Raw genomic sequence first — 19,249 nt, 5'->3', positions numbered from 1 at the left:
GCGGTGTGTTCAAGATTTCATGTGCCGTTTCGGATCGGACACGAGTCACCAGAATGTATCAATACAGTGGGCGGGGGATCGCCGGGATCGGCGAGGGATCGCGGAAACGCTTCACGGCGTCAGGACCCGCCCCGACGGCGCCACCGCCGACCACGCCACGGTCACCTCGCCCTGCCGCCGGCGCGCCGGGCCGTCGCACACCGGCCAGTCCCGGGCCAGCGTCGCGGTCGCCGCGAGCCAGCGCTGCCGGGCGCCGAACGCGGCCAGCGGCGCGTGCAGGTCCCAGGCCCGGTCGAACGCGGTCAGGAAAGCGTGTACCGGCTCGCCCGGCACATTGCGGTGGATCAGCGCCTTCGGCAACCGCTCGGCCAACTCGGACGGCCGCCCCAGACCCGCCAACCGGGCGGCGAAGGTGACCGTGCGCGGCCGGGCGTCCGATCCGATGCCCAGCCACACCGCACGCCGACCCAACTCGTCGCACGTGCCCTCGACCAGCAACCCGTCGGGTGCGAGGCGGGCGCACATCCGCGCCCAGGCCGCCGGCACCGCGTCCTCGTCGTACTGCCGCAGCACGTTGAACGCCCGGATCGCGGTCGCCGAGCGGCCGGCCGGCAGCGGCACCTCGAAGCCGCCCCGGGCGAAGGTCAGCCCGTTCCCGGCGTACGGCAGCGCGGCGGCCACCCGCTCCGGGTCGATCTCGAAGCCGACCACCGCGACATCGGTCCGCACCGTGCGCAGCCGGCGCGACAACTCGACCGTGGTCACCGGTGACGCCCCGTAGCCGACGTCGACCACCAGCGGATCCGCCGCCGTCCGCAGCAGCCGCCCGTGTACGCCGGTCAGCCACCGGTCGACCCGGCGCAACCGGTTCGCGTTGGTGGTACCCCGGGTGATCACCCCGGCCGGCCGCGACCGGGACCCCGCTCCCGTCCCCGGGGCGCCGATGCCCGGTTTGCCGCGCGTGCCCATGCTCGCAGGGTAGGCGAACACCCCCGTGCGTCCACGGCGGGGCGTGGATCACACCCCACCCGGGAATCCCGCCCGACCACGATGGGTTGGGACTTGAGTTGGGCCGCGACGGCGGGCCGGGCGGACCTCGTCCGCGACGGCTCGGTACAACTGGTAGTTCCGCACAACAACAGAACGACAGGGCACGGGGCCGGCCAGGGAGGTCAACGAGTGAGCCACCACGTCCAGCGCGCGATCACGTTGGGAGCGCGCCGGGGGGCACCTCGTCGAATCGCGACACTGAGCGTTCACACCTCCCCGCTGCACCAACCCGGCACCGGCGACGCCGGGGGGATGAACGTCTACATCGTCGAGCTGAGCAAGCGGCTGGCCGCGCTCGGCATCGAGGTGGAGATATTCACCCGAGCCACCGGCAGCGACCTGCCGCCGGTCGTCGAGATGGCCCCGGGCGTCCTGGTGCGGCACGTCACCGCCGGGCCCTACGAGGGGTTGTCCAAAGAGGACCTGCCCGCCCAGCTGTGCGCCTTCACCTCCGGTGTGCTGCGCACCGAGGCGATGCGCGACCCCGGACACTACGACCTGGTGCACTCGCACTACTGGCTCTCCGGCCAGGTGGGCTGGCTCGCCAAGGAACGCTGGGGCGTGCCGCTCGTGCACACGATGCACACGATGGCCAAGGTCAAGAACGCCTCCCTCGCCGGCGGCGACGCCCCCGAGCCCCGGGCCCGGGTGATCGGCGAGTCCCAGGTGGTCGAGGCGGCCGATCGGCTGGTGGCCAACACCGTCGAGGAGGCCGACCAGCTGATCGACCTCTACGACGCGGAGCCCGATCAGGTCGCGGTGGTCAACCCCGGGGTGGACCTGGAGACGTTCCGCCCCGGCGACATGGCCGCCGCGCGCCGCCGCCTGGACGTGCCCGAGGACGCCACGGTGATCCTGTTCGCCGGGCGGATCCAACCGCTCAAGGCCCCCGACGTGCTGCTGTACGCGATCGCCCACCTGCTCCAGGCCGACCCCGCGCTGCGCGACTCGCTGGTGGTCGCGGTGGTCGGCGGCCCCAGCGGAAACGGCATGGCCGCGCCCGAGCACCTGCACAAGCTGGCCGCGACGCTGGGCATCCACGACGTGGTCCGCTTCCAGCGCCCGGTCCGCCAGGACGTGCTGGCCGACTGGTACCGCGCGGCCACCGTCGCGGTGGTGCCCTCCTACAACGAGTCCTTCGGCCTGGTCGCCATCGAGGCCCAGGCGTGCGGGACGCCGGTGGTCGCGGCGGCGGTCGGCGGACTGCCCACCGCCGTGCGCGACGGCGTCTCCGGCACCCTGGTGCGCGGCCACAACCCGGTCGACTACGGCCTGGCCCTGCGCGACCTGATCCGGGCCCCCCGGCTGCGCGAGGACTACGCCGAGGGCGCGGTGCGGCACGCCGCCGCCTTCGGCTGGGCGGCGGCGGCCGGTTCGATGGCCGAGGTGTACGCCGACACGCTGGCCCGCAGCGCGGCCCCGCGTGGGCAGGTCGTGGGCGGGCAGTAGCGTCGGGGCCATCGGGGCGAGCGGGCGACGAATGGGGCAGGTCGTGGAAGCCGAACGAGAGCGGGCCGCGGACACCGTGCGCGCGGCCCTGGAGGACGCCGGCGTCGAGTGGGAGCGGTCGGCGCCGTACACGTTCGTCGCGGTGCTGCCGGGCACCCGCAAGCTCAAGACGGCGCTCGCCCTCACCGTGGGCGCGCACAGCCTGACCATGAGCGCGTTCGTGATCCGGCACGCGGACGAGAACCACGCCGCCTTCTACCGCTGGCTGCTGGAGCGCAACGTGCGCATGTACGGGGTGGCCTTCGCCGTCGACAAACTCGGCGACGTGTACCTGAACGGTCGGCTCCCGCTGGCCGCGGTGAGCGCCGAGGAGATCGACCGGATCCTGGGCGTGGTGCTCCAGAGCGCCGACGACAGCTTCAACACCCTCCTGGAGATCGGCTTCGCGACCTCGATCCGCCGGGAATGGGACTGGCGCGTCGAACGCGGCGAATCCCTGCGCAACCTGGAGGCCTTCGCCCGCTTCGCGGCCCCGGAGAACCGCGAATAGCGGATCGCGGGACGGCGGCACGGGACGACCGCTTCGATGGTCGGCTCGACGTGGACGCGACGTGGGCCCGCGCTCGCGGGGAAACGGCCGTGCCCGGGCGCCGCATCGCCTCGATTAGGCTCCTGGGCATGGCTGACGCTCTCTACAAACTGATCCTTCTGCGGCACGGCGAAAGCAAGTGGAACGAAGCCGGACTCTTCACCGGCTGGGTCGACGTCGACCTGACCGACAAGGGGGAGAAGGAGGCCGCGCGCGGCGGGCAGTTGCTGCTCGACGCGGGGGTGCTGCCCGACGTCCTGCACACCTCGCTCCAGCGCCGCGCGATCCGCACCGCCCAGCTCGCGCTGGACGTGGCCGACCTGAACTGGCTGCCCGTGCGGCGTTCCTGGCGGCTCAACGAGCGGCACTACGGCGCGCTCCAGGGCAAGGACAAGAAGCAGACCCTGGAGGAGTTCGGCGAGGAGCAGTTCATGCTCTGGCGCCGCTCCTACGACACCCCGCCGCCGCCGCTGGCCGACGACGACGAGTACTCGCAGTTCGCCGACCGGCGCTACGCGTCGTTGCCGGTGGAGATCCGTCCGCGCACCGAGTGCCTCAAGGACGTCGTGGAGCGCATGCTCCCCTACTGGTACGACGCGATCGTGCCGGACCTGCTCGGCGGCGACACGGTCCTGGTGGCCGCGCACGGCAACTCGCTGCGCGCGCTGGTCAAGCACCTGGACGGCGTCTCGGACGCGGACATCGCCGGCCTGAACATCCCCACCGGCATCCCGCTGCTGTACGAACTGGACGCGGATCTGCGCCCCGTCACCCCGGGTGGCCGCTACCTCGACCCCGAGGCCGCGGCGGCCGCGATCGAAGCGGTCAAGAACCAGGGGCGGAAGTGATCACGAACATCGGGTGAAGGTCCGATCGGCTCCGCGCGGAGCGCCCGACTGTCACGGAAGGGGCCGGGCGCTCCGCACGGGCCGGGCTCGTCGACCCGTGCGCCGGTTTCAGCGGCCGCAACTGCCGCCGCAATTGCACGCGGAACCGGACTTACAGCCACAACCACAACTGGACGGGCAGTTGCAGCCCGGCACGGGAGCCCTCGGCTGGGGCGGGGTCTGCGGGTCGGACATGACGACCTCCGAACGATCACCGGTGACAGGCGTGGCGCACGGATGAACGACACATGAAGATCTGCACGACGGACCCTCTGGACGGTTTCACCCGTTCGGGTCAGCTCTACCCTGGAACATGTGGACGTGAACGTTGCCGCCGCCGCTTTGGCCGCCGTATCCGGATTGGCCGTCGGTGTGGCCGGCACCCTGGCCTTCCGCTGGAGTGAGCGGGCCCAGGGCAGAGGTGCGGCCGCGGCGCCCGCCGCGGCCCCTTCCCTGCCGCCCGGAGTGGCCACAGTGCTGTCCGTGCTGCGTTCCTCCGCCGTGGTCCTCGACGAGTTCGACACCGTCGTCAAGGCGTCCTCCGCGGCCTACAAGTTCGGCCTGGTCCGCGGGGATCAACTGGTGCCCGAGGACCTGCTGGCGATGGCCAAGGAGACCAGGCGCGACGGCGAGATAAGGCAGCGCGACCTGCTGCTCGCCCGGGCCGACGGCGAGGCGCACGAGTTCGAGGTGTCCGCGCGGGTGGCGCCGCTGGGCTCCCGGCTGGTGCTGCTGCTGGTCGAGGACCGTACCGAGGCGCGCCGGGTGGACGCGGTGCGCCGCGACTTCGTGGCCAACGTGAGCCACGAGCTCAAGACCCCGGTCGGCGCGCTCTCGCTGCTGGCCGAGGCGGTCATGGACGCCAGCGACGACCCCGAGGCGATCATCCGCTTCGCGGGCCGGATGCAGATCGAGTCGGCCCGGCTGACCAATCTGGTCCAGGAGCTGATCGACCTGTCCCGGGTGCAGAACGACCATCCGCTGCACCACGTGGGCCCGGTCCCGCTCGACGACCTGGTGGCCGAGGCCGCCGACCGCTGCCGGCAGGCGGCGGAGTCGAAGCAGATCACCCTCGCGATCGGGGGCGATCGTGAGTTGATCGTGCCGGGGGACCACAATCAACTGGTGATGGCTCTGGGCAATCTGGTCGAGAACGCGGTCAACTACAGTCCTGCGCGGACGAGGGTCGACATCGAGGTCAGAGCAGAGGCACGGATGGCCGTCATCACCGTTTCCGACCAGGGCCTGGGGATTCCCCAGCGTGACCTGGATCGCATCTTCGAGCGGTTCTACCGTGTCGATCCGGCCCGTTCGCGGGCCACCGGCGGTACCGGCTTGGGCCTGTCCATCGTCAAGCACATCGCGGCGGGCCACGGGGGAGAGGTAACCGTGCGCAGCCTGGAGGGTGTGGGATCCACCTTCACCCTTGTGCTGCCCTTCAAGTCCAGTACCTCTCAATCGATGTCGATGACATCGTCGACCCCATCCATGGAGGCATCACGATGACCCGTGTGCTCGTCGTCGAAGATGAAGAGTCCTTCAGCGACGCGCTGTCGTACATGCTTCGCAAGGAAGGCTTCGAGGTGGCGGTCGCCGCCACCGGCCCCGAGGCGTTGGAGCTGTTCGACCAGGGCGGCGCCGATCTGGTCCTGCTCGACCTGATGCTGCCCGGTCTGCCGGGCACGGAGGTCTTCCGCGGGCTGCGGGCCAAGTCCAATGTGCCGGTCATCATGGTGACCGCCAAGGACAGCGAGGTCGACAAGGTGGTCGGCCTGGAGATCGGCGCCGACGACTACGTCACCAAGCCGTACTCGACTCGCGAGCTGATCGCCCGGATCCGTGCCGTGCTGCGCCGCCAGGGCGGGGTGGAGACGGACGAGCCGCGCGCGATCGAGGCGGGTCCGGTCCGGCTCGACGTCGAGGCGCACCGGGTCACCGTGGAGGGTCGGCGGATCGATCTCCCGCTCAAGGAGTTCGACCTGCTCGAGGTGCTGCTGCGCAACGCGGGCCGGGTGCTCACCCGGATGCAGTTGATCGACCGGGTCTGGGGTGTCGGCTACGTGGGCGACACCAAGACGCTGGACGTGCACGTGAAGCGACTGCGGGCCAAGATCGAGCCGGACCCGGGTGCCCCGCGTTACCTGGTCACCGTGCGCGGTCTCGGGTACAAGTTCGAGCCCTGATCGGGCCGGGGCCGCCCCGGCCCCCGTAACGACGACGGCGCCCGCGCCGCCCCCGATGTCCGGGAGGCGGCGCGGGCGCCGTCGTATGTGCCGTCGTGTCCCGTGGCGCGGGTGGGGCGTCAGCCGCCGGCCGGGGCCGACGCGCTGTTGCGCGGGGTACCGGAGGCGCCGTTGCCGCTCGCCGGGGCCGTGGCACCGCCCGTGTTGGCGGTGGCGGGCGTGGTGCTCGGCGGCGCGGTGGTCGGCGCCGAGGCGGTGGGCGGCGCGGGCGGCGCCGGGGTGAACGCGGGGGTCGGCTTCAGCTGCGCGAAGTAGCCCGACGGAGCGTGCACCGAGACGTCCAGCGAGGTCTCGCCGGCGGTGCCGAACGCGAAGGTCACCCGGCGGAACGAACCGGCCTCGACCTTGGCGGCGTTCGGGAAGACCAGCGGACCGATGTAGACGCGCCCCTGCGGGTCGTCGGCGGCCATGCCCTGGGGGCGGTCGACCAGGTACGCGGCGCCGCCCGCCGGGATGGTCAGCGGGCCGCCGAGGGCCTGTCCCGCGCCGTCCACCGTCACCTTGGTGATCGTCTCGGGCGTGGTGCCCTCGTTGAACAGCGCGCCGCCGAGCGAGACCAGGTTCTTGCCCGGGTCGCTCGTCACCAGCTGGACGTTCTGGATCTTGAACGAACCGAACGCCGCGTTGGCCGTGTCGGGTTGGATCTTGCTGGTCTCGGCTTCCTTGCCACTGGCGCAGCCCGCGGCCAGAGGAAGGACGACGGCGACGGTGGCGGCGAGGGCGCCGCGTCGAAGGCTGCGGCTCACGGCGGCGGCATCTCCTTGAAGATCTCGGATCCTGGACCGGTCACGATGACCGGGGACAGCGTACTCAGGCCGGGAGGACGACTTGTACGCGGCTCACCGCGCCGAGCGGCGGCTTCGCCGGGGCGGAGTCGGCGGACGGCCGTCGGGATCGACCCGACTCCGGTGAGGTGGGTGGGACATATGGGTCGCGCGAGAGCGTGCGACGCACCCTCAAGACGAGCTGTTTGTCCTATTTGTTCGAGTCCTACGGGTGTGGGGTTCCCTGTCCCAGCACGCCCACAGGTCGCTTGTCAAGCCCCGACTAAGGCCCTGACCTGCGGAAACGTCATTCAGTAGGGGCGTGTCCCGTGTTACCCTAGAAAGCCACGGAAGGGGTACCTGTCACATGACGTTCAAGGTTGGCGACACCGTGGTCTACCCCCATCACGGGGCCGCGCTGATCGAGGCGATCGAGCAGCGCACGATCAAGGGTGTGGACAAGACCTATTTGGTGTTGAAGGTCGCCCAGGGTGATTTGACCGTCCGCGTGCCTGCGGACAACGCGGAATTCGTCGGTGTCCGGGACGTGGTGGGCCAGGAAGGGCTCGACCGCGTCTTCGAGGTACTGCGTGCTCCGCACACCGAAGAACCGACGAACTGGTCACGACGTTACAAGGCGAACTTGGAAAAGCTCGCCTCCGGTGACGTTATCAAGGTCGCGGAGGTCGTGCGCGATCTATGGCGCCGCGAGCGTGACCGCGGCCTGTCGGCAGGCGAAAAGCGCATGCTGGCGAAGGCTCGGCAGATCTTGGTGAGCGAGTTGGCGCTCGCCGAGAACACGAACGAGGACAAGGCCGAGGCCATCCTCGACGAGGTCCTGGCTTCCTGAGCCGTAGGATCCGCCCGTCGATGACGGACGGATCCGCCGGTGCGGTGTCGGCGCCATGTGGCGTCGGCGCCCGGGTGGTTTGAGGGGACTTCGTTGAACACTGCGGTCCTTGTGCCCGCTGCAGGGCGTGGTGAACGGCTCGGTCCCGGTGCGCCCAAGGCGTTGCGTGAGCTTGGGGACATCCCGATGCTGGTGCACGCCGTCCGGTCGCTGTTGGCCGCCCGCGGGGTAACCGCGGTCGTGGTCGCGGCACCGCCGGACGGTGTCGCCGGTGTCCGGGATCTTTTGCGTGCGCAATTGTCCGCGGAATCACCCGTGTGGGTGGTCGCGGGCGGTGCGACACGCCAGGAATCGGTGCGGCTCGCTCTCGCGGCGGTGCCGGCCGATCACGACATCGTGCTCGTGCACGATGCCGCGCGTCCGTTCGTGCCGGCCCATGTGGTCGAGGCGGTGATCGCCGCCGTCGCCGACGGGGCCGACGCGGTGGTGCCCGCGTTGCCCGTGGTCGACACGGTCAAGGAGGTCGCCGCGGCGAACGGCGCGGAGACCGTGGTGCGCACGGTCGATCGATCGTTGTTGCGCGCCGTACAGACCCCTCAGGGCTTTCGGCGGGCGGTGTTGGCGCGCGCCCACGCCGAGGCCGGCGGGTTCGGCGCGGAGGGCGCGACCGACGACGCCGGGATGGTCGAGCGCACCGGCGGCACGGTCGTGGTGGTGCCCGGTTCCGAAGAGGCGTTCAAGGTGACCCGACCGTTCGACCTGCTGCTCGCCCGCGCGCTTTTGGAGCGTCGAGCGGAGCGGGCGGCGCGGTCGCGCGCCGACGGGGCGGATGCCGCCGCGGAGAGTACGGAGACCGACGTTGTCCGGTGAGCACGCGGCTCGGGTGGTCCTGCCCCGTACCGGAATCGGTGTGGACGTCCACGCCTTCGAGGCGGGGCGCGAGTTGTGGGTGGCCGGGTTGTTCTGGCCCGGGGAGACCGGGTTGGCCGGGCACTCCGACGCCGACGTGGTCGCGCACGCCGCGTGCGACGCGTTGTTCTCGGCGGCGGGCATCGGCGATCTGGGCGCACACTTCGGCACCTCGCGGCCGCAGTGGTCCGGGGCGTCGGGGGTGACCCTGCTGACCGAGGCCGCGCGGCTGGTGCGCGCGGCCGGATTCGAGATCGGCAACATCGCGGTGCAGGTGATCGGGGTGCGGCCGAAGGTCGGGCGGCGGCGGGCCGAGGCGGAGGCCGCGCTGTCGGCCGCGGCCGGCGCGCCGGTGTCGGTGTCCGGGACCACCACCGACGGTCTGGGGCTGACCGGCCGGGCCGAGGGAGTGGCCGCGATCGCCACCGCGCTCGTGGTGCCGGTCGGGCCGTGATCGCCGGCCGATCGGGCGGCGGTGGGTGTGGCGTTCGGGTGGTGACCGGGCGGCGATCCCCGGTGGAACCGAGGGATAACGGCGCACGCCGCGCCGTCCCGACGCTCTAAGCTTGCGCGTGTGAGCATGCGCCTGTACGACACCAGCACCCGCACGGTCCGGGACTTCGTGCCGCTTGTCGAGGGACAGGTCTCGATCTACTTGTGTGGTGCCACCGTGCAGGCACCTCCGCACATCGGGCACATCCGATCGGGGCTGAACTTCGACGTGCTGCGCCGGTGGTTCGCCCACCGCGGCAACGACGTCGTGTTCTGCCGCAACGTCACCGACATCGACGACAAGATCATCGCCAAGTCCCGTACCGAGGGCGTGCCGTGGTGGCAGGTCTCGCAGACCAACGAGCGGGCCTTCGCCGACGCGTACACCGCGCTCGGCTGCCTGCCGTCGACCGTGGAGCCCCGGGCGACCGGGCACATCCCCGAGATGGTCGCGATGATGGATCGGCTGATCGCCACGGGGCACGCCTATCCGTCCGGCGGCGACGTGTACTTCGACGTCTCCTCGTTCCCGGCCTACGGCGCGCTGTCCGGCCAGAAGCCCGACGCGATGCGCGAGGCGGAGGACGCGGGCACGGGCGCGGCGGGCAAGCGGGACCGGCGCGACTTCGCGCTGTGGAAGGCGGCCAAGCCCGGCGAGCCGTCGTGGGAGACGCCGTGGGGACACGGTCGTCCGGGGTGGCATCTGGAGTGCTCCGCGATGGCGCACAAGTACCTGGGCGCGGCGTTCGACATCCACGGCGGCGGGCTGGATCTGGTGTTCCCGCACCACGAGAACGAGATCGCCCAGTCCAAGGCGGCGGGCGACGCGTTCGCCGGCTACTGGATGCACAACGCCTGGGTCACCCTCAGCGGTGAGAAGATGAGCAAGTCGCTCGGCAACTCGGTGCTCGTCTCCGAGATGCTCAAGCGCTGGTCGCCGCTGGTCCTGCGCTACTACCTGGCCACCCCGCACTACCGGTCGATGATCGAGTACAGCGAGGAGGCGCTGCGCGAGGCCGAGGTCTCCTTCGGGCGGATCGAGGGCTTCCTGGAGCGGGCCGGCGAACAGACCGGGGCGATCGAACCGACGGCCGACGTGCCGGCGGTGTTCGCCGCCGCGATGGACGACGACCTGGGCGTGCCGCAGGCGATGGCGGTCGTGCACAACACCGTGCGCGACGGCAACACCGCGCTGGCGGCGGGCGACAAGGACGCGGTCGTACGGCACGCGGCCGACGTGCGGGCGATGCTGGGCGTGCTCGGCATGGACCCGCTGTCGGAGCAGTGGACGGCGGGCGCCTCCACCGGTCGCTCCGACGAGCTGCGCGGGGTGGTCGACCACCTGGTCAAGCTCGCCCTCGGGCAGCGCGAGGCGGCCCGGGCACGCAAGGACTACGCGGCCGCCGACGCGGTCCGGGACAGCCTCACGGCGGCCGGGATCGTGGTGGAGGACACGCCGCACGGCCCCCGGTGGACGCTGCACCGGGACTGAGGCGACAAGGGCCCGGCAGGGCCCGACGAGAACGTGCCGTACGGCCGGAACGCCACGAGGTGGCGGACCGGCCGTACGGTTGTAACGGCTGGAGCGGTTGCCCCTCGGGCGACCGGGGATCGCAACATGAAGCAATCGAAGGGATGTACCCGTCATGGCCGGCAACACGGAGCGCCGTAACAAGCGCAACGAGGGAAGCAAGAAGGGGCCCTCGGTCGGTACTGGTGGGCACAGCCGCCGGGCGCTGAAGGGCAAGGGGCCGACGCCGCCCGCGGAGATGCGCAAGGGGCACGCGAAGCAGCGCGCCGCCAACGCCGCGGCCAAGCGCAAGGCCGCCGCGCCCGCGGCCCGGCGTCCCGCGGGCGGGCGTCCCGGACGCGGTGGGAAGAGCGCGTCCGAGCTGGTCGCGGGCCGCAACTCGGTGCTCGAGGTGCTGCGCGCGGCCGCGCCGGCCACGTCGTTGTTCATCGCGCAGTACATCGACAGCGACGACCGGGTGCGCGAGGCGATGAAGATCGCCAACACGCGGGGCATCCCGCTGATGGAGATCCCGCGCCCCGAACTGGACCGGATGACCGACGGCGCGATCCACCAGGGCCTGGTGCTCCAGATGCCGCCGTACGAGTACGCCCACCCGGACGACCTCGTGGTGGAGGCGCACGACCGCGCCGAAACGCCCCTCGTCGTCGCGCTCGACAGCGTCACCGACCCGCGCAACCTCGGCGCGGTGATCCGCTCCGCGGCGGCCTTCGGCGGACACGGCGTGGTCGTCCCCGAGCGCCGCGCGGCCGGAATGACCGCCGGCGCCTGGAAGTCCTCGGCAGGCGCGGCCTCCCGCATGCCGGTGGCCCGGGCGGCCAACCTCACCCGAGCCCTCGAGGCCTACAAGAAGGCGGGCCTGACCGTGGTCGGCCTGGCCGCCGACGGCGACATCACCCTGGACGAACTGGTCGCGGCAACCGAGCCGCTGGTGGTGGTCGTCGGCTCCGAGGGCAAGGGCCTGGGCCGCCTGGTCCAGGAAACCTGCGACATCACGGTCCGAATCCCGATGGCCGGCGGCAACGAGTCCCTGAACGCGGGAGTGGCCGCAAGCATCGTGCTGTACGAGGTGGCCCGCCGGCGGGGAGCGGAGTAGGCGGGAGAGCAGACGGGCAAGGCGGTTCGGCCCGGCGGCTCGGAAGCGCCGGGGCCAGCCGGGCCGGGTGGGCTGCTGCTTCCGGCGGGCGTTGCGCTTTCGGCTGCGGGCCGGCCGGTGCGGGGCCTGTCCGGCACGCGTGGTGGGCCGCCGCCGGCGTGCGGGGGCTCCGAGACGTCGGGCTTGCGGCGAGACGGGGGTGTCGGTCGGCGAAAACCGGCCCCGCACCGGCCGGCCCGCAGCCGAAAGCGCAACTCTCGCCGCCCCCAAGCCGGCCCACTCGGGAAGGCACGCCCGGCAGACTCGACCGGACCGCCCTCCCGGTCCGCCGCTGCAGGCCGGTTTTCGCCAAGCAACACCCTCGTCTCGCCGGAAGCTCCCGTCTCGGAGCCCCGCACGCCGGCGGCGGCCCACCACGCGTGCCGGACCGGCCCCGCACCGGCCGGCCCGCAGCCGAAAGCGCAACTCTCGCCGCCCCCAAGCCGGCCCACCCGGGAAGGCACGCCCGGCAGACTCGACCCGACCACCCACCCCGTCCGCCGCTGCAGGCCGGTTTTCGCCGACCAACACCCCCGTCTCGCCGCAAGCCCACCGCCCCCGAGCCCCGCACGCCGGCGGCGGCCCACCCCACGACCCGGACCGGCCCCGCACCCGCCACCCCCGCAGCCGAAAGCGCAACGTCCGCCGGAAACACCCGACCCACCCGGGAACGCGCCCACCGGACTCGACCCATCCCTGCCCCCACCCCGCCCCCACGCGCCGGGTTTCCCGCCGGGTGGTGTGTTCGTCTCGGTGGAAGTCTTCGGCTTGGGGGGTCGTACGTGCCCTGACTGCTCTGTCGAGTCGTTTTGCGGGGCGGAGTGTAGTGGGAGGTTTGGGGGTTTGGGGGTTGCATGGGGTAATACGTGGTGGGCCGCATCCTTGGGGGACCTTGGGCGGTTAGTGGTGCGTGGACACCAGATCGGAAGGCAGCTTCGGCGGTGCTGTCGGGCTGTTGCCCTCGCCCGCGGCGGTGCGCGACCCCGGCGATCCGGCGGCGGTCGCCACCCCCACGAAGACCCTGCGGGTGGTGATCGCCGGCCCCCGGATCGGCACCGCCCCCAATCCTGTGCCCGGGCCGCGTGGCCGGGCGGACGACGACGCCACCACACGACTCCCGGTGATTCGTGACGACGGGCCCCGGCGGCGGGTGCAGCCTGCCCGGCGTGGCTCGGGGGCGGGTGTGCGTGAGCGGGACGGGACCGCCGCGGCGCCCACGCACGCGCGCCGGGGGAGTGTGCAGGCCGGCACCGTGTTGTTGCCGTTGCGGCTGTTCCTGGGCGGGGCGTTCCTGGTCGAGGGGCTGCGCAAGCTCTATGCGCCGGGCTTCCTGGATCCGGGGTCGAGCGCTTCGTTCGGGCATCGCATCGGCGTGCTGCGGGACGGCAGTCTGTCGCCGTCGGTGATGGATCTGGCCGCCGACCACGCGATCGGGGCGGGCCTGCTGTTCGCCTTCGGCCAGGTGGTGGTCGGCTTCGCGGTGGTGCTCGGGCTGTGGACCCGGCTGGCCGGGCTGCTCGGGATGTTGCTCTCGCTCGGCGTGCTGATCGCGGTGGGCACCGGGTCCTCGCCGTACCACGCGCCCTACCTGGTCTTCCTGGCCGCGTTCAGCCCGCTGGCGCTCGCGGGCGCGCCGATGTACTCGGCGGACGCGTGGTTGTCGTTGCGGACCTGGCGCGGTCCGATCGTCACCCCCGTCCGGGCCCGGCGGCGCAAGCTCGGCTACGGCTCGATGCTGGCGTTCGCCGGCGTCGGCGCGACGCTGCTCGCGGGCTCCCTGCTCGGCGGCGGCCACCGGCACCCCGACGAGTCGGACACCGGCCGGAGCGGCGAGCCGGATCGCCCCGCCGGATCCGCGGCCCCGGTCGTCCCCGCCGCCGGACAACCGTCCGGAGCGGTGGCCGGTCAACCCCGTCCGCCGATGGTCGAACCCTCGGCGCCGGCCGGCCCGGTCAAGGAGGGCACCGCCGTGCAGGCCACCCCGCGCGCGGCGACCACGCCGCAGCCGAGCGCCCACATCGGCGCGGCCAAGTCCACCCCGGCCGACGCCACGGACCGGAAGCCGACCTCGGCCTCGGCCCCGAGCGCGTCCGGCTCCACCGGCTCGGTCGGTTCGAACACCGGCGGCTCCGGCGGCGCCCCCAAATCCGGCGGGAGCGGTGCCAAGCCCCTGGGCGGCCTGCTGGGCTGACCGCCCCCCGGGCATCGGGAGCCCACCCCCACCCACAGGACCCGCACGACACGTGCGGGTCCTGTGGCGTGCGAGACGAGATGCGCGCGCCCCCGGGGGGATGCGCGAACGGACGGCTCAGCCCGTGATGTTCCGGTCCGCCACCACGTGGTGGATGTGTACGTGCACCACCTGCTCGCCCTCCACGGGCTCGCGCTCGACCACCTTGTCGGCGCCCATGTAGCGGGCGGCGATCCGGCTCGGCCAGACGCGCAGGTCGACCGGGTCGACCGAGAGTCGGGCCTCGCCCTCGATCACCACGTAGGCGTACGGCGGCCGTTCGTCGTCCACACACAGGCTCACGCGCGGATCGTTGGCGAGGTTGCGCCCCTTGACCGAGGACGCGAACGTGGTGAACACCAACTCCACCGTGTCGCCGCGATCGTCCAGGTCGAACCAGACCGGCGCCACGTGCGGCCGACCGTCGGGACGTACGGTGGCAAGTTTTCCGGTGCGCGGCGGCCCCGCCAACAGAAAGCCCCGCCATTCGGTCTCGGTCATACGCTCCATGGACCGAGTCTCACCCCTGACGGCCCGCCGGCCCGGGACGACACTCGCCGGCGGCCCCGTCGGGCGCCGCCGGCGATCGTGCCGGGTCGGTCAGTCGTGCAGTCGCTCGCCGCTCTTCGTGGAGAACAGGTGGGTCTCGCCCACCGTCGGGACCACGTGCAGGACCGAGCCCTTTTCCGGAACGCTGCGGCCCGGGACGCGGACCACCAGGGGCTTGTCCTCGCCGTCGAGGGTGACCGAGCCGTAGACGAAGGCGTCGGAGCCGAGTTCCTCGACCACGTCGACGGAGACCGCGAGGCCCTTGCCCTCCTTGCTCAGCCCCTCGGCCGAGTCGATCTTCAGGTGCTCGGGGCGCACGCCCAGGGTCACCTTGCCCGTGCCCTCGGCCACCGCCGCCTCGCGGGCCTCGCGCGAGACCGGGACGACCGCGTCGCCGAAGCGGATGCCGTCCTCGGTCAGGTCGACCTCGATCAGGTTCATCGCGGGCGAGCCGATGAAGCCGGCCACGAACACGTTGGCCGGGCGGTCGTACATGTTGCGCGGGGTGTCCACCTGCTGGAGCAGGCCGTCCTTGAGCACCGCGACGCGGTCGCCCATGGTCATCGCCTCGACCTGGTCGTGCGTGACGTAGACGGTGGTGATGCCCAGGCGGCGCTGGAGGCCGGCGATCTGGGTGCGGGTCTGGACGCGGAGCTTGGCGTCGAGGTTGGACAGCGGCTCGTCCATCAGGAAGACCTGGGGCTCGCGGACGATCGCGCGGCCCATCGCGACACGCTGGCGCTGACCGCCGGACAGGGCCTTCGGCTTGCGGTCCAGGTATTCGGTGAGGTCCAGGATCTTCGCGGCCTCTTCGACCTTGGCCCGGATCTGCTTCTTGTCGACGCCCGCGATCTTCAGCGCGAAGCCCATGTTCTCGGCGACCGTCATGTGCGGGTAGAGCGCGTAGTTCTGGAACACCATCGCGATGTCGCGGTCCTTGGGCTCCAGGTTGGTGACCTCGCGGTCGCCGATGTGGATCGAGCCCCCGGTGACCTCCTCGAGACCCGCGAGCATGCGCAGGGAGGTGGACTTGCCGCAACCGGAGGGGCCGACCAGGACCAGGAACTCGCCGTCCGCGATCTCCAGGTCGAGCGCGTTGACGGACGGGCGCTCGGCGCCCTTGTAGGTACAGGTCGCCTGCTTGTAGCTGACCGTGGCCATGGTGATGTGTCCTTCCACCGGCAGGAACGTGCCGGACGATCCGAGTGGAGGGTGAAGTACCCGTGCGGTGCCTGTCCGTGACGGCGGACAGTGGTCTAGTCCATTCAAGGACGGACTGCGCTTCACCGTACCCGGGCGCACGTGATCTGTCAGCAGTCGGCTTCGCCCGAAATGTTTTGCGGGACCCGCAAAGCCCTGCGAAATCCTGCTGAAACTGTCACTAGGCTCTGCGTATGAAGGCTCGGCTGGCGGACATCGCAACGCAGGCAGGGGTCAGCGAGGCGACCGTGAGCCGGGTTCTGAACAGCAAACCCGGGGTTGCGGACGATACTCGGCGGGCCGTCCTGACCGCTCTCGACGTGCTCGGATACGAGCGGCCCGCCCGGCTGCGCCGGCGCAGCGCGGGCCTGGTGGGGCTGCTGCTCCCGGAGTTGGACAACCCGATCTTCCCGGCGTTCGCGCAGGTCATCGAGCGGGCGCTGGCCCATCACGGGTACACCCCGGTGTTGTGCACCCAGACCCCGGGCGGGGTCACCGAGGACGACTACACCGAACTGCTCCTGGAACGGGGGGTGTCGGGCATCGTCTTCGTCTCCAGCCTGCACTCGGACTCGGGCGCGGACATGTCGCGCTACCTGCGACTGGTCGAGCGCGGCCTGCCGATGGTGTTCGTCAACGGCTTCGCGCCGGGCGTGGACGCGCCGTTCATCTCCAGCGACGAGGCGGTCGCGGTGGAGTTGGCGATAGGGCACCTGGCCTCCCTGCGGCACACCGCGATCGGGCTCGCGGTCGGACCCGAGCGGTATGTGCCCACCGCGCGCAAGATCGCGGGTTTTCGGCGCGGGCTCGCCGAGCGGTTCGGGGTCACGGAGGCCGACGGTTGGATCGAGCGGTCGTTGTTCTCGGTGGAGGGCGGCCAGGCGGCGGCGGGCGCGCTGCTGGACCGGGGGGCGACCGCGGTCGTGTGCGGCAGCGACCTGATGGCGCTCGGCGCGGTACGGGCCGCGCGCGAGCGGGGGTTGCGGGTGCCGCAGGACGTCTCCGTGGTGGGCTACGACGACTCGCCGCTGGTGGCCTTCACCGATCCGCCGCTGACCACGGTGCGCCAGGCGGTACAGGCGATGGGCGCGGCGGCGGTGCGCGCGTTGCTCGACGAGATCGGCGGCGGGCGGGCACCGCGTACCGAGTTGATCTACCGTCCCGAACTGGTGGTCCGCGGCTCGACCGGTCCGGCGCCGGACCGCCGCCGCTGAGCCCCGCCGCCGACCGCCGAACGGCCCCGTCGCACCCACCGGGCCCACGAGAGCGGGCCGCCATCCGGCGATCGCGCGGATGACGGCCCCTGGGAGCCCCGAGTCGGGTTCGAACCGACGACCCCGCGCTTACAAGGCGCGTGCTCTGGCCAACTGAGCTATCGGGGCGTGTACCGGACCATTTTGCACCGTGGCCACCCGGCGGACGCAACCACCTTAGAGCTTTGTGACGTGGGTGCGTTCGCGTTAACGCGCGGGGAACGTGGGGAACAGGAGACACCTGCCCGGAAAAGTCCGGGTCGTCGTACTTTGTACGACTGCCGGCGGCTGGAGGAATCCCATGACGTTCGTAGGTCTGATCATCGCCGGCATCATCATCGGCGCGCTGGGCCGGTTGTTTCTGCCGGGCAAACAGAAGATCGGCTTCCTGGCCACGATGGCGGTCGGCATCGTGGGCACCCTGATCGGCTACGGCATCGCGGCCGCGCTCGGCGTGGAGGAGACCAGGGGGATCGACTGGCTCCGCTGGATCATCAGCATCGCGGTCTCGGCGTTCCTGGTCTCGCTGGTGGTCAAGTTCACCGGGAAGGGCGCCACGCGGTGATCGTTCAGCGCAGCTGACGGTCTATCAGATCCGGCCGCGGACTGCGATCATGCGCGGATGACCGGTGGAGTGGCGACATGGCCGACGATCGCGGCGGCCGACCTGGTGGACGTGCTGGACCTGGAGCGCCCCACGGCGGCGGATCCGGCGGATTCCGCCGACCCGGACGCGGCGATCACCCGGTTCCGGGCGCGCAACCTGGTGACCCCGATCCCGCGCACGCTCGGCGCGCAGGTGCTCGCGCAGACGGTGGTGGCCGCCGAGCGGGTGGTCCCGCACATGGCGGTGCAGACCCTCCAGGGAGTCTTCCCCCGGGCCGGGGATCCGACCGCGCCGGTGGACGTACGGGTCGAGCGGCTGCACGAGGGGCGGTCGGCGGCGATCCTCCAGGTGGGTTTCCGGCAGGGCGCCGCCGAGCACTACCGGGCGTTCGTGACGCTGGGCGTGGCCGGCCCCGAACTGGTGCGGCACGCCGATGCGTTGCCGGCCGGGGTGCCCGGGCCGGAGGAGTGCGCCGAGGTGTCGGTGCCGATGTTGCCGTGGGAGACGCGTACGGCCGGCGGCGCGGCGGCACTGTCCCCGGACGCGGTGGGGCCGCCGCGCCTGGACCTGTGGACGCGCTGTACGGCGGTCCCGGACACCGCGACCGCCGCCCGGGCGATCCTGGCCTGGTCCACCGAGGGCTTCCTGGGCCCGGTCGCGCTGCGGCCGTACTCGCGCGCCGAACTGGAGCGGCGCGGCGGGCGGTCGATGTCGGTGGCGCTGTCCCAGAACATCACCTTCCACGAGCCGTTCTCGGCGCACGAGTGGCTGCTGCTGCGCTGCGCGAGCGAGTACGCGGGCGACGGGCGCATGCACGGGCGGATCCGGGTGTTCACCCGCGCCGGCCGACCGGTCGCCTCGGTGAGCGCCGACGGGCTGATGCGCCCGGGGCCGCGACCGGGCGCGTAGCGGCGCGGTCAGCCCAGGCTTCGGTAGCGGCCCCGGAAGTGCGCCAGGGGCAGGCCCTCGGGGCTGGGCAGGTCCACGCGCAGCACCTCGCCGACGTACAGGATGTGATCGCCCGCCTCGACGACCTGGTCGGTGCGGCACTCCAGGGTCGCCAGCGCGCCGCCGACCAGGGCCGCGCCGGACACCGGGCCGCGGCGGTGCGGGATGTCGGCGAACATCAGCCGGTCGCTGATCCGGCCGGGGATGGCGAAGCGGCCGGCGACATGGCGCTGGCTCTGCGAGAGCAGGGACACCGCCCACAGCGGTTGTTCGTCCAGCACGTCGCGCATCCGCGCCTCGCGGCGCAGGCTGATCAGCACCAGTGGGGGTTCCAGGGACACCGACATGAACGCGGTCGCGGTCATCCCCACGTCGTCGACGGGCCCGCCGTCGTCGGGGTCGCCCTCGATCGCGGTGATCAGCACCACGCCGGCGGCGAATCGGGACATCGCGGCCTTGAAGTCGGCCGGATCGACGGGGGGCGGGAGTGGCGGGGACACGGGTCAAGGGTATGCGGCGTCGGACCGGGCCCGACCCGCGCGCCGTCGCGGCGCGGTCCGCGC

General features: G+C 72.0%; 19 protein-coding genes and 1 tRNA gene. 14 read left to right on the top strand and 6 right to left on the bottom strand.

The features are described 5' to 3' along the window. Positions 1-111: 111 nt before the first annotated feature. Positions 112-969 carry a class I SAM-dependent methyltransferase gene (locus EMA17_RS09375; protein WP_126636446.1) on the bottom strand — a complete coding sequence of 286 codons (858 nt, stop codon included), beginning with the start codon at positions 967-969 and terminating at the stop codon, positions 112-114. A gap of 210 nt (positions 970-1,179) precedes the next feature. On the opposite strand from EMA17_RS09375, the gene mshA reads away from it, so the two are divergent. The 5 genes from mshA to EMA17_RS09350 all read left to right on the top strand — a co-directional run bounded on the left by mshA (position 1,180) and on the right by EMA17_RS09350 (position 6,158). Continuing rightward, positions 1,180-2,499 carry a D-inositol-3-phosphate glycosyltransferase gene (mshA, locus tag EMA17_RS09370; protein ID WP_126636445.1) on the top strand — a complete coding sequence of 440 codons (1,320 nt, stop codon included), beginning with the start codon at positions 1,180-1,182 and terminating at the stop codon, positions 2,497-2,499. Positions 2,500-2,530: 31 nt separating this feature from the next. Then, positions 2,531-3,049: a type III secretion system chaperone family protein gene (locus tag EMA17_RS09365; RefSeq protein WP_126636444.1), complete on the top strand. Its 519-nt coding sequence runs from the start codon at positions 2,531-2,533 to the stop codon at positions 3,047-3,049. A gap of 128 nt (positions 3,050-3,177) precedes the next feature. Further along, positions 3,178-3,936, top strand: a complete 759-nt coding sequence (locus EMA17_RS09360) for a phosphoglyceromutase (RefSeq protein WP_126636443.1) — start codon at positions 3,178-3,180, stop codon at positions 3,934-3,936. Positions 3,937-4,290: 354 nt separating this feature from the next. Then, positions 4,291-5,481, top strand: coding sequence for a sensor histidine kinase (locus tag EMA17_RS09355; protein WP_170222135.1), 1,191 nt, complete (start codon positions 4,291-4,293; stop codon positions 5,479-5,481). Continuing rightward, positions 5,478-6,158 carry a response regulator gene (locus EMA17_RS09350; protein WP_078975976.1) on the top strand — a complete coding sequence of 227 codons (681 nt, stop codon included), beginning with the start codon at positions 5,478-5,480 and terminating at the stop codon, positions 6,156-6,158. Before EMA17_RS09355 ends, EMA17_RS09350 begins: the two co-directional genes overlap by 4 nt. 119 nt (positions 6,159-6,277) lie before the next feature. On the opposite strand, the gene EMA17_RS51680 is transcribed toward EMA17_RS09350, so the two are convergent. Further along, on the bottom strand, positions 6,278-6,964 hold the full coding sequence (locus EMA17_RS51680) for a hypothetical protein (protein WP_160161354.1): 687 nt from the start codon (positions 6,962-6,964) through the stop codon (positions 6,278-6,280). Between the two features lie 385 nt (positions 6,965-7,349). On the opposite strand from EMA17_RS51680, the gene EMA17_RS09340 reads away from it, so the two are divergent. The 6 genes from EMA17_RS09340 to EMA17_RS09315 all read left to right on the top strand — a co-directional run bounded on the left by EMA17_RS09340 (position 7,350) and on the right by EMA17_RS09315 (position 14,090). Continuing rightward, positions 7,350-7,832, top strand: a complete 483-nt coding sequence (locus EMA17_RS09340) for a CarD family transcriptional regulator (RefSeq protein WP_020552233.1) — start codon at positions 7,350-7,352, stop codon at positions 7,830-7,832. A 57-nt stretch (positions 7,833-7,889) separates the two neighbouring features. Then, positions 7,890-8,702, top strand: a complete 813-nt coding sequence (ispD, locus tag EMA17_RS09335) for a 2-C-methyl-D-erythritol 4-phosphate cytidylyltransferase (RefSeq protein ID WP_170222134.1) — start codon at positions 7,890-7,892, stop codon at positions 8,700-8,702. Then, complete coding sequence (gene ispF / locus EMA17_RS09330) at positions 8,692-9,195, top strand: 2-C-methyl-D-erythritol 2,4-cyclodiphosphate synthase (protein ID WP_246126550.1); 504 nt, start codon at positions 8,692-8,694, stop codon at positions 9,193-9,195. The genes ispD and ispF overlap by 11 nt, the downstream gene beginning before the upstream one ends. Before the next feature lie 120 nt (positions 9,196-9,315). Next, on the top strand, positions 9,316-10,725 hold the full coding sequence (gene cysS, locus EMA17_RS09325; protein WP_126636441.1) for a cysteine--tRNA ligase: 1,410 nt from the start codon (positions 9,316-9,318) through the stop codon (positions 10,723-10,725). 154 nt (positions 10,726-10,879) lie between these two features. After that, a complete protein-coding gene (rlmB, locus tag EMA17_RS09320) occupies positions 10,880-11,860 on the top strand; it encodes a 23S rRNA (guanosine(2251)-2'-O)-methyltransferase RlmB (protein ID WP_126636440.1) in 981 nt (326 codons plus the stop codon). Positions 11,861-12,809: 949 nt separating this feature from the next. After that, positions 12,810-14,090 (top strand): TQO small subunit DoxD, encoded by a 1,281-nt coding sequence (locus tag EMA17_RS09315; protein ID WP_126636439.1) that lies wholly within the window; start codon positions 12,810-12,812, stop codon positions 14,088-14,090. A gap of 117 nt (positions 14,091-14,207) precedes the next feature. Here EMA17_RS09315 and EMA17_RS09310 read toward each other — a convergent pair whose 3' ends face one another. Both EMA17_RS09310 and EMA17_RS09305 read right to left on the bottom strand, forming a co-directional pair. After that, positions 14,208-14,639 carry a PPOX class F420-dependent oxidoreductase gene (locus tag EMA17_RS09310; RefSeq protein ID WP_126636438.1) on the bottom strand — a complete coding sequence of 144 codons (432 nt, stop codon included), beginning with the start codon at positions 14,637-14,639 and terminating at the stop codon, positions 14,208-14,210. Positions 14,640-14,729: 90 nt separating this feature from the next. Then, a complete protein-coding gene (locus EMA17_RS09305) occupies positions 14,730-15,839 on the bottom strand; it encodes an ABC transporter ATP-binding protein (protein ID WP_126636671.1) in 1,110 nt (369 codons plus the stop codon). Positions 15,840-16,072: 233 nt separating this feature from the next. Between EMA17_RS09305 and EMA17_RS09300 the strand changes: the two genes are divergently transcribed. After that, complete coding sequence (locus EMA17_RS09300; RefSeq protein ID WP_126636437.1) at positions 16,073-17,092, top strand: LacI family DNA-binding transcriptional regulator; 1,020 nt, start codon at positions 16,073-16,075, stop codon at positions 17,090-17,092. Positions 17,093-17,186: 94 nt separating this feature from the next. Here the strand turns inward: EMA17_RS09300 and EMA17_RS09295 are convergent. Further along, positions 17,187-17,260, bottom strand: a tRNA-Thr gene (locus EMA17_RS09295). A gap of 172 nt (positions 17,261-17,432) precedes the next feature. Here EMA17_RS09295 and EMA17_RS09290 point away from each other — a divergent pair. Both EMA17_RS09290 and EMA17_RS09285 read left to right on the top strand, forming a co-directional pair. Continuing rightward, positions 17,433-17,696: a GlsB/YeaQ/YmgE family stress response membrane protein gene (locus tag EMA17_RS09290; RefSeq protein WP_126636436.1), complete on the top strand. Its 264-nt coding sequence runs from the start codon at positions 17,433-17,435 to the stop codon at positions 17,694-17,696. A 57-nt stretch (positions 17,697-17,753) separates the two neighbouring features. Next, positions 17,754-18,647 (top strand): acyl-CoA thioesterase, encoded by an 894-nt coding sequence (locus tag EMA17_RS09285; RefSeq protein WP_246126549.1) that lies wholly within the window; start codon positions 17,754-17,756, stop codon positions 18,645-18,647. An 8-nt stretch (positions 18,648-18,655) separates the two neighbouring features. Here EMA17_RS09285 and EMA17_RS09280 read toward each other — a convergent pair whose 3' ends face one another. Then, the gene (locus tag EMA17_RS09280) at positions 18,656-19,135 is read right to left on the bottom strand and encodes a flavin reductase family protein (RefSeq protein WP_170222145.1); all 480 of its coding nucleotides are present in this window, start codon (positions 19,133-19,135) and stop codon (positions 18,656-18,658) included. Positions 19,136-19,249: the final 114 nt, after the last annotated feature.

Source organism: Embleya hyalina (assembly GCF_003967355.1).
GTDB lineage: Bacteria > Actinomycetota > Actinomycetes > Streptomycetales > Streptomycetaceae > Embleya > Embleya hyalina.
Note: the sequence above shows the minus strand (reverse complement) of the source record. Positions and strands in the feature narration are given on the sequence as shown.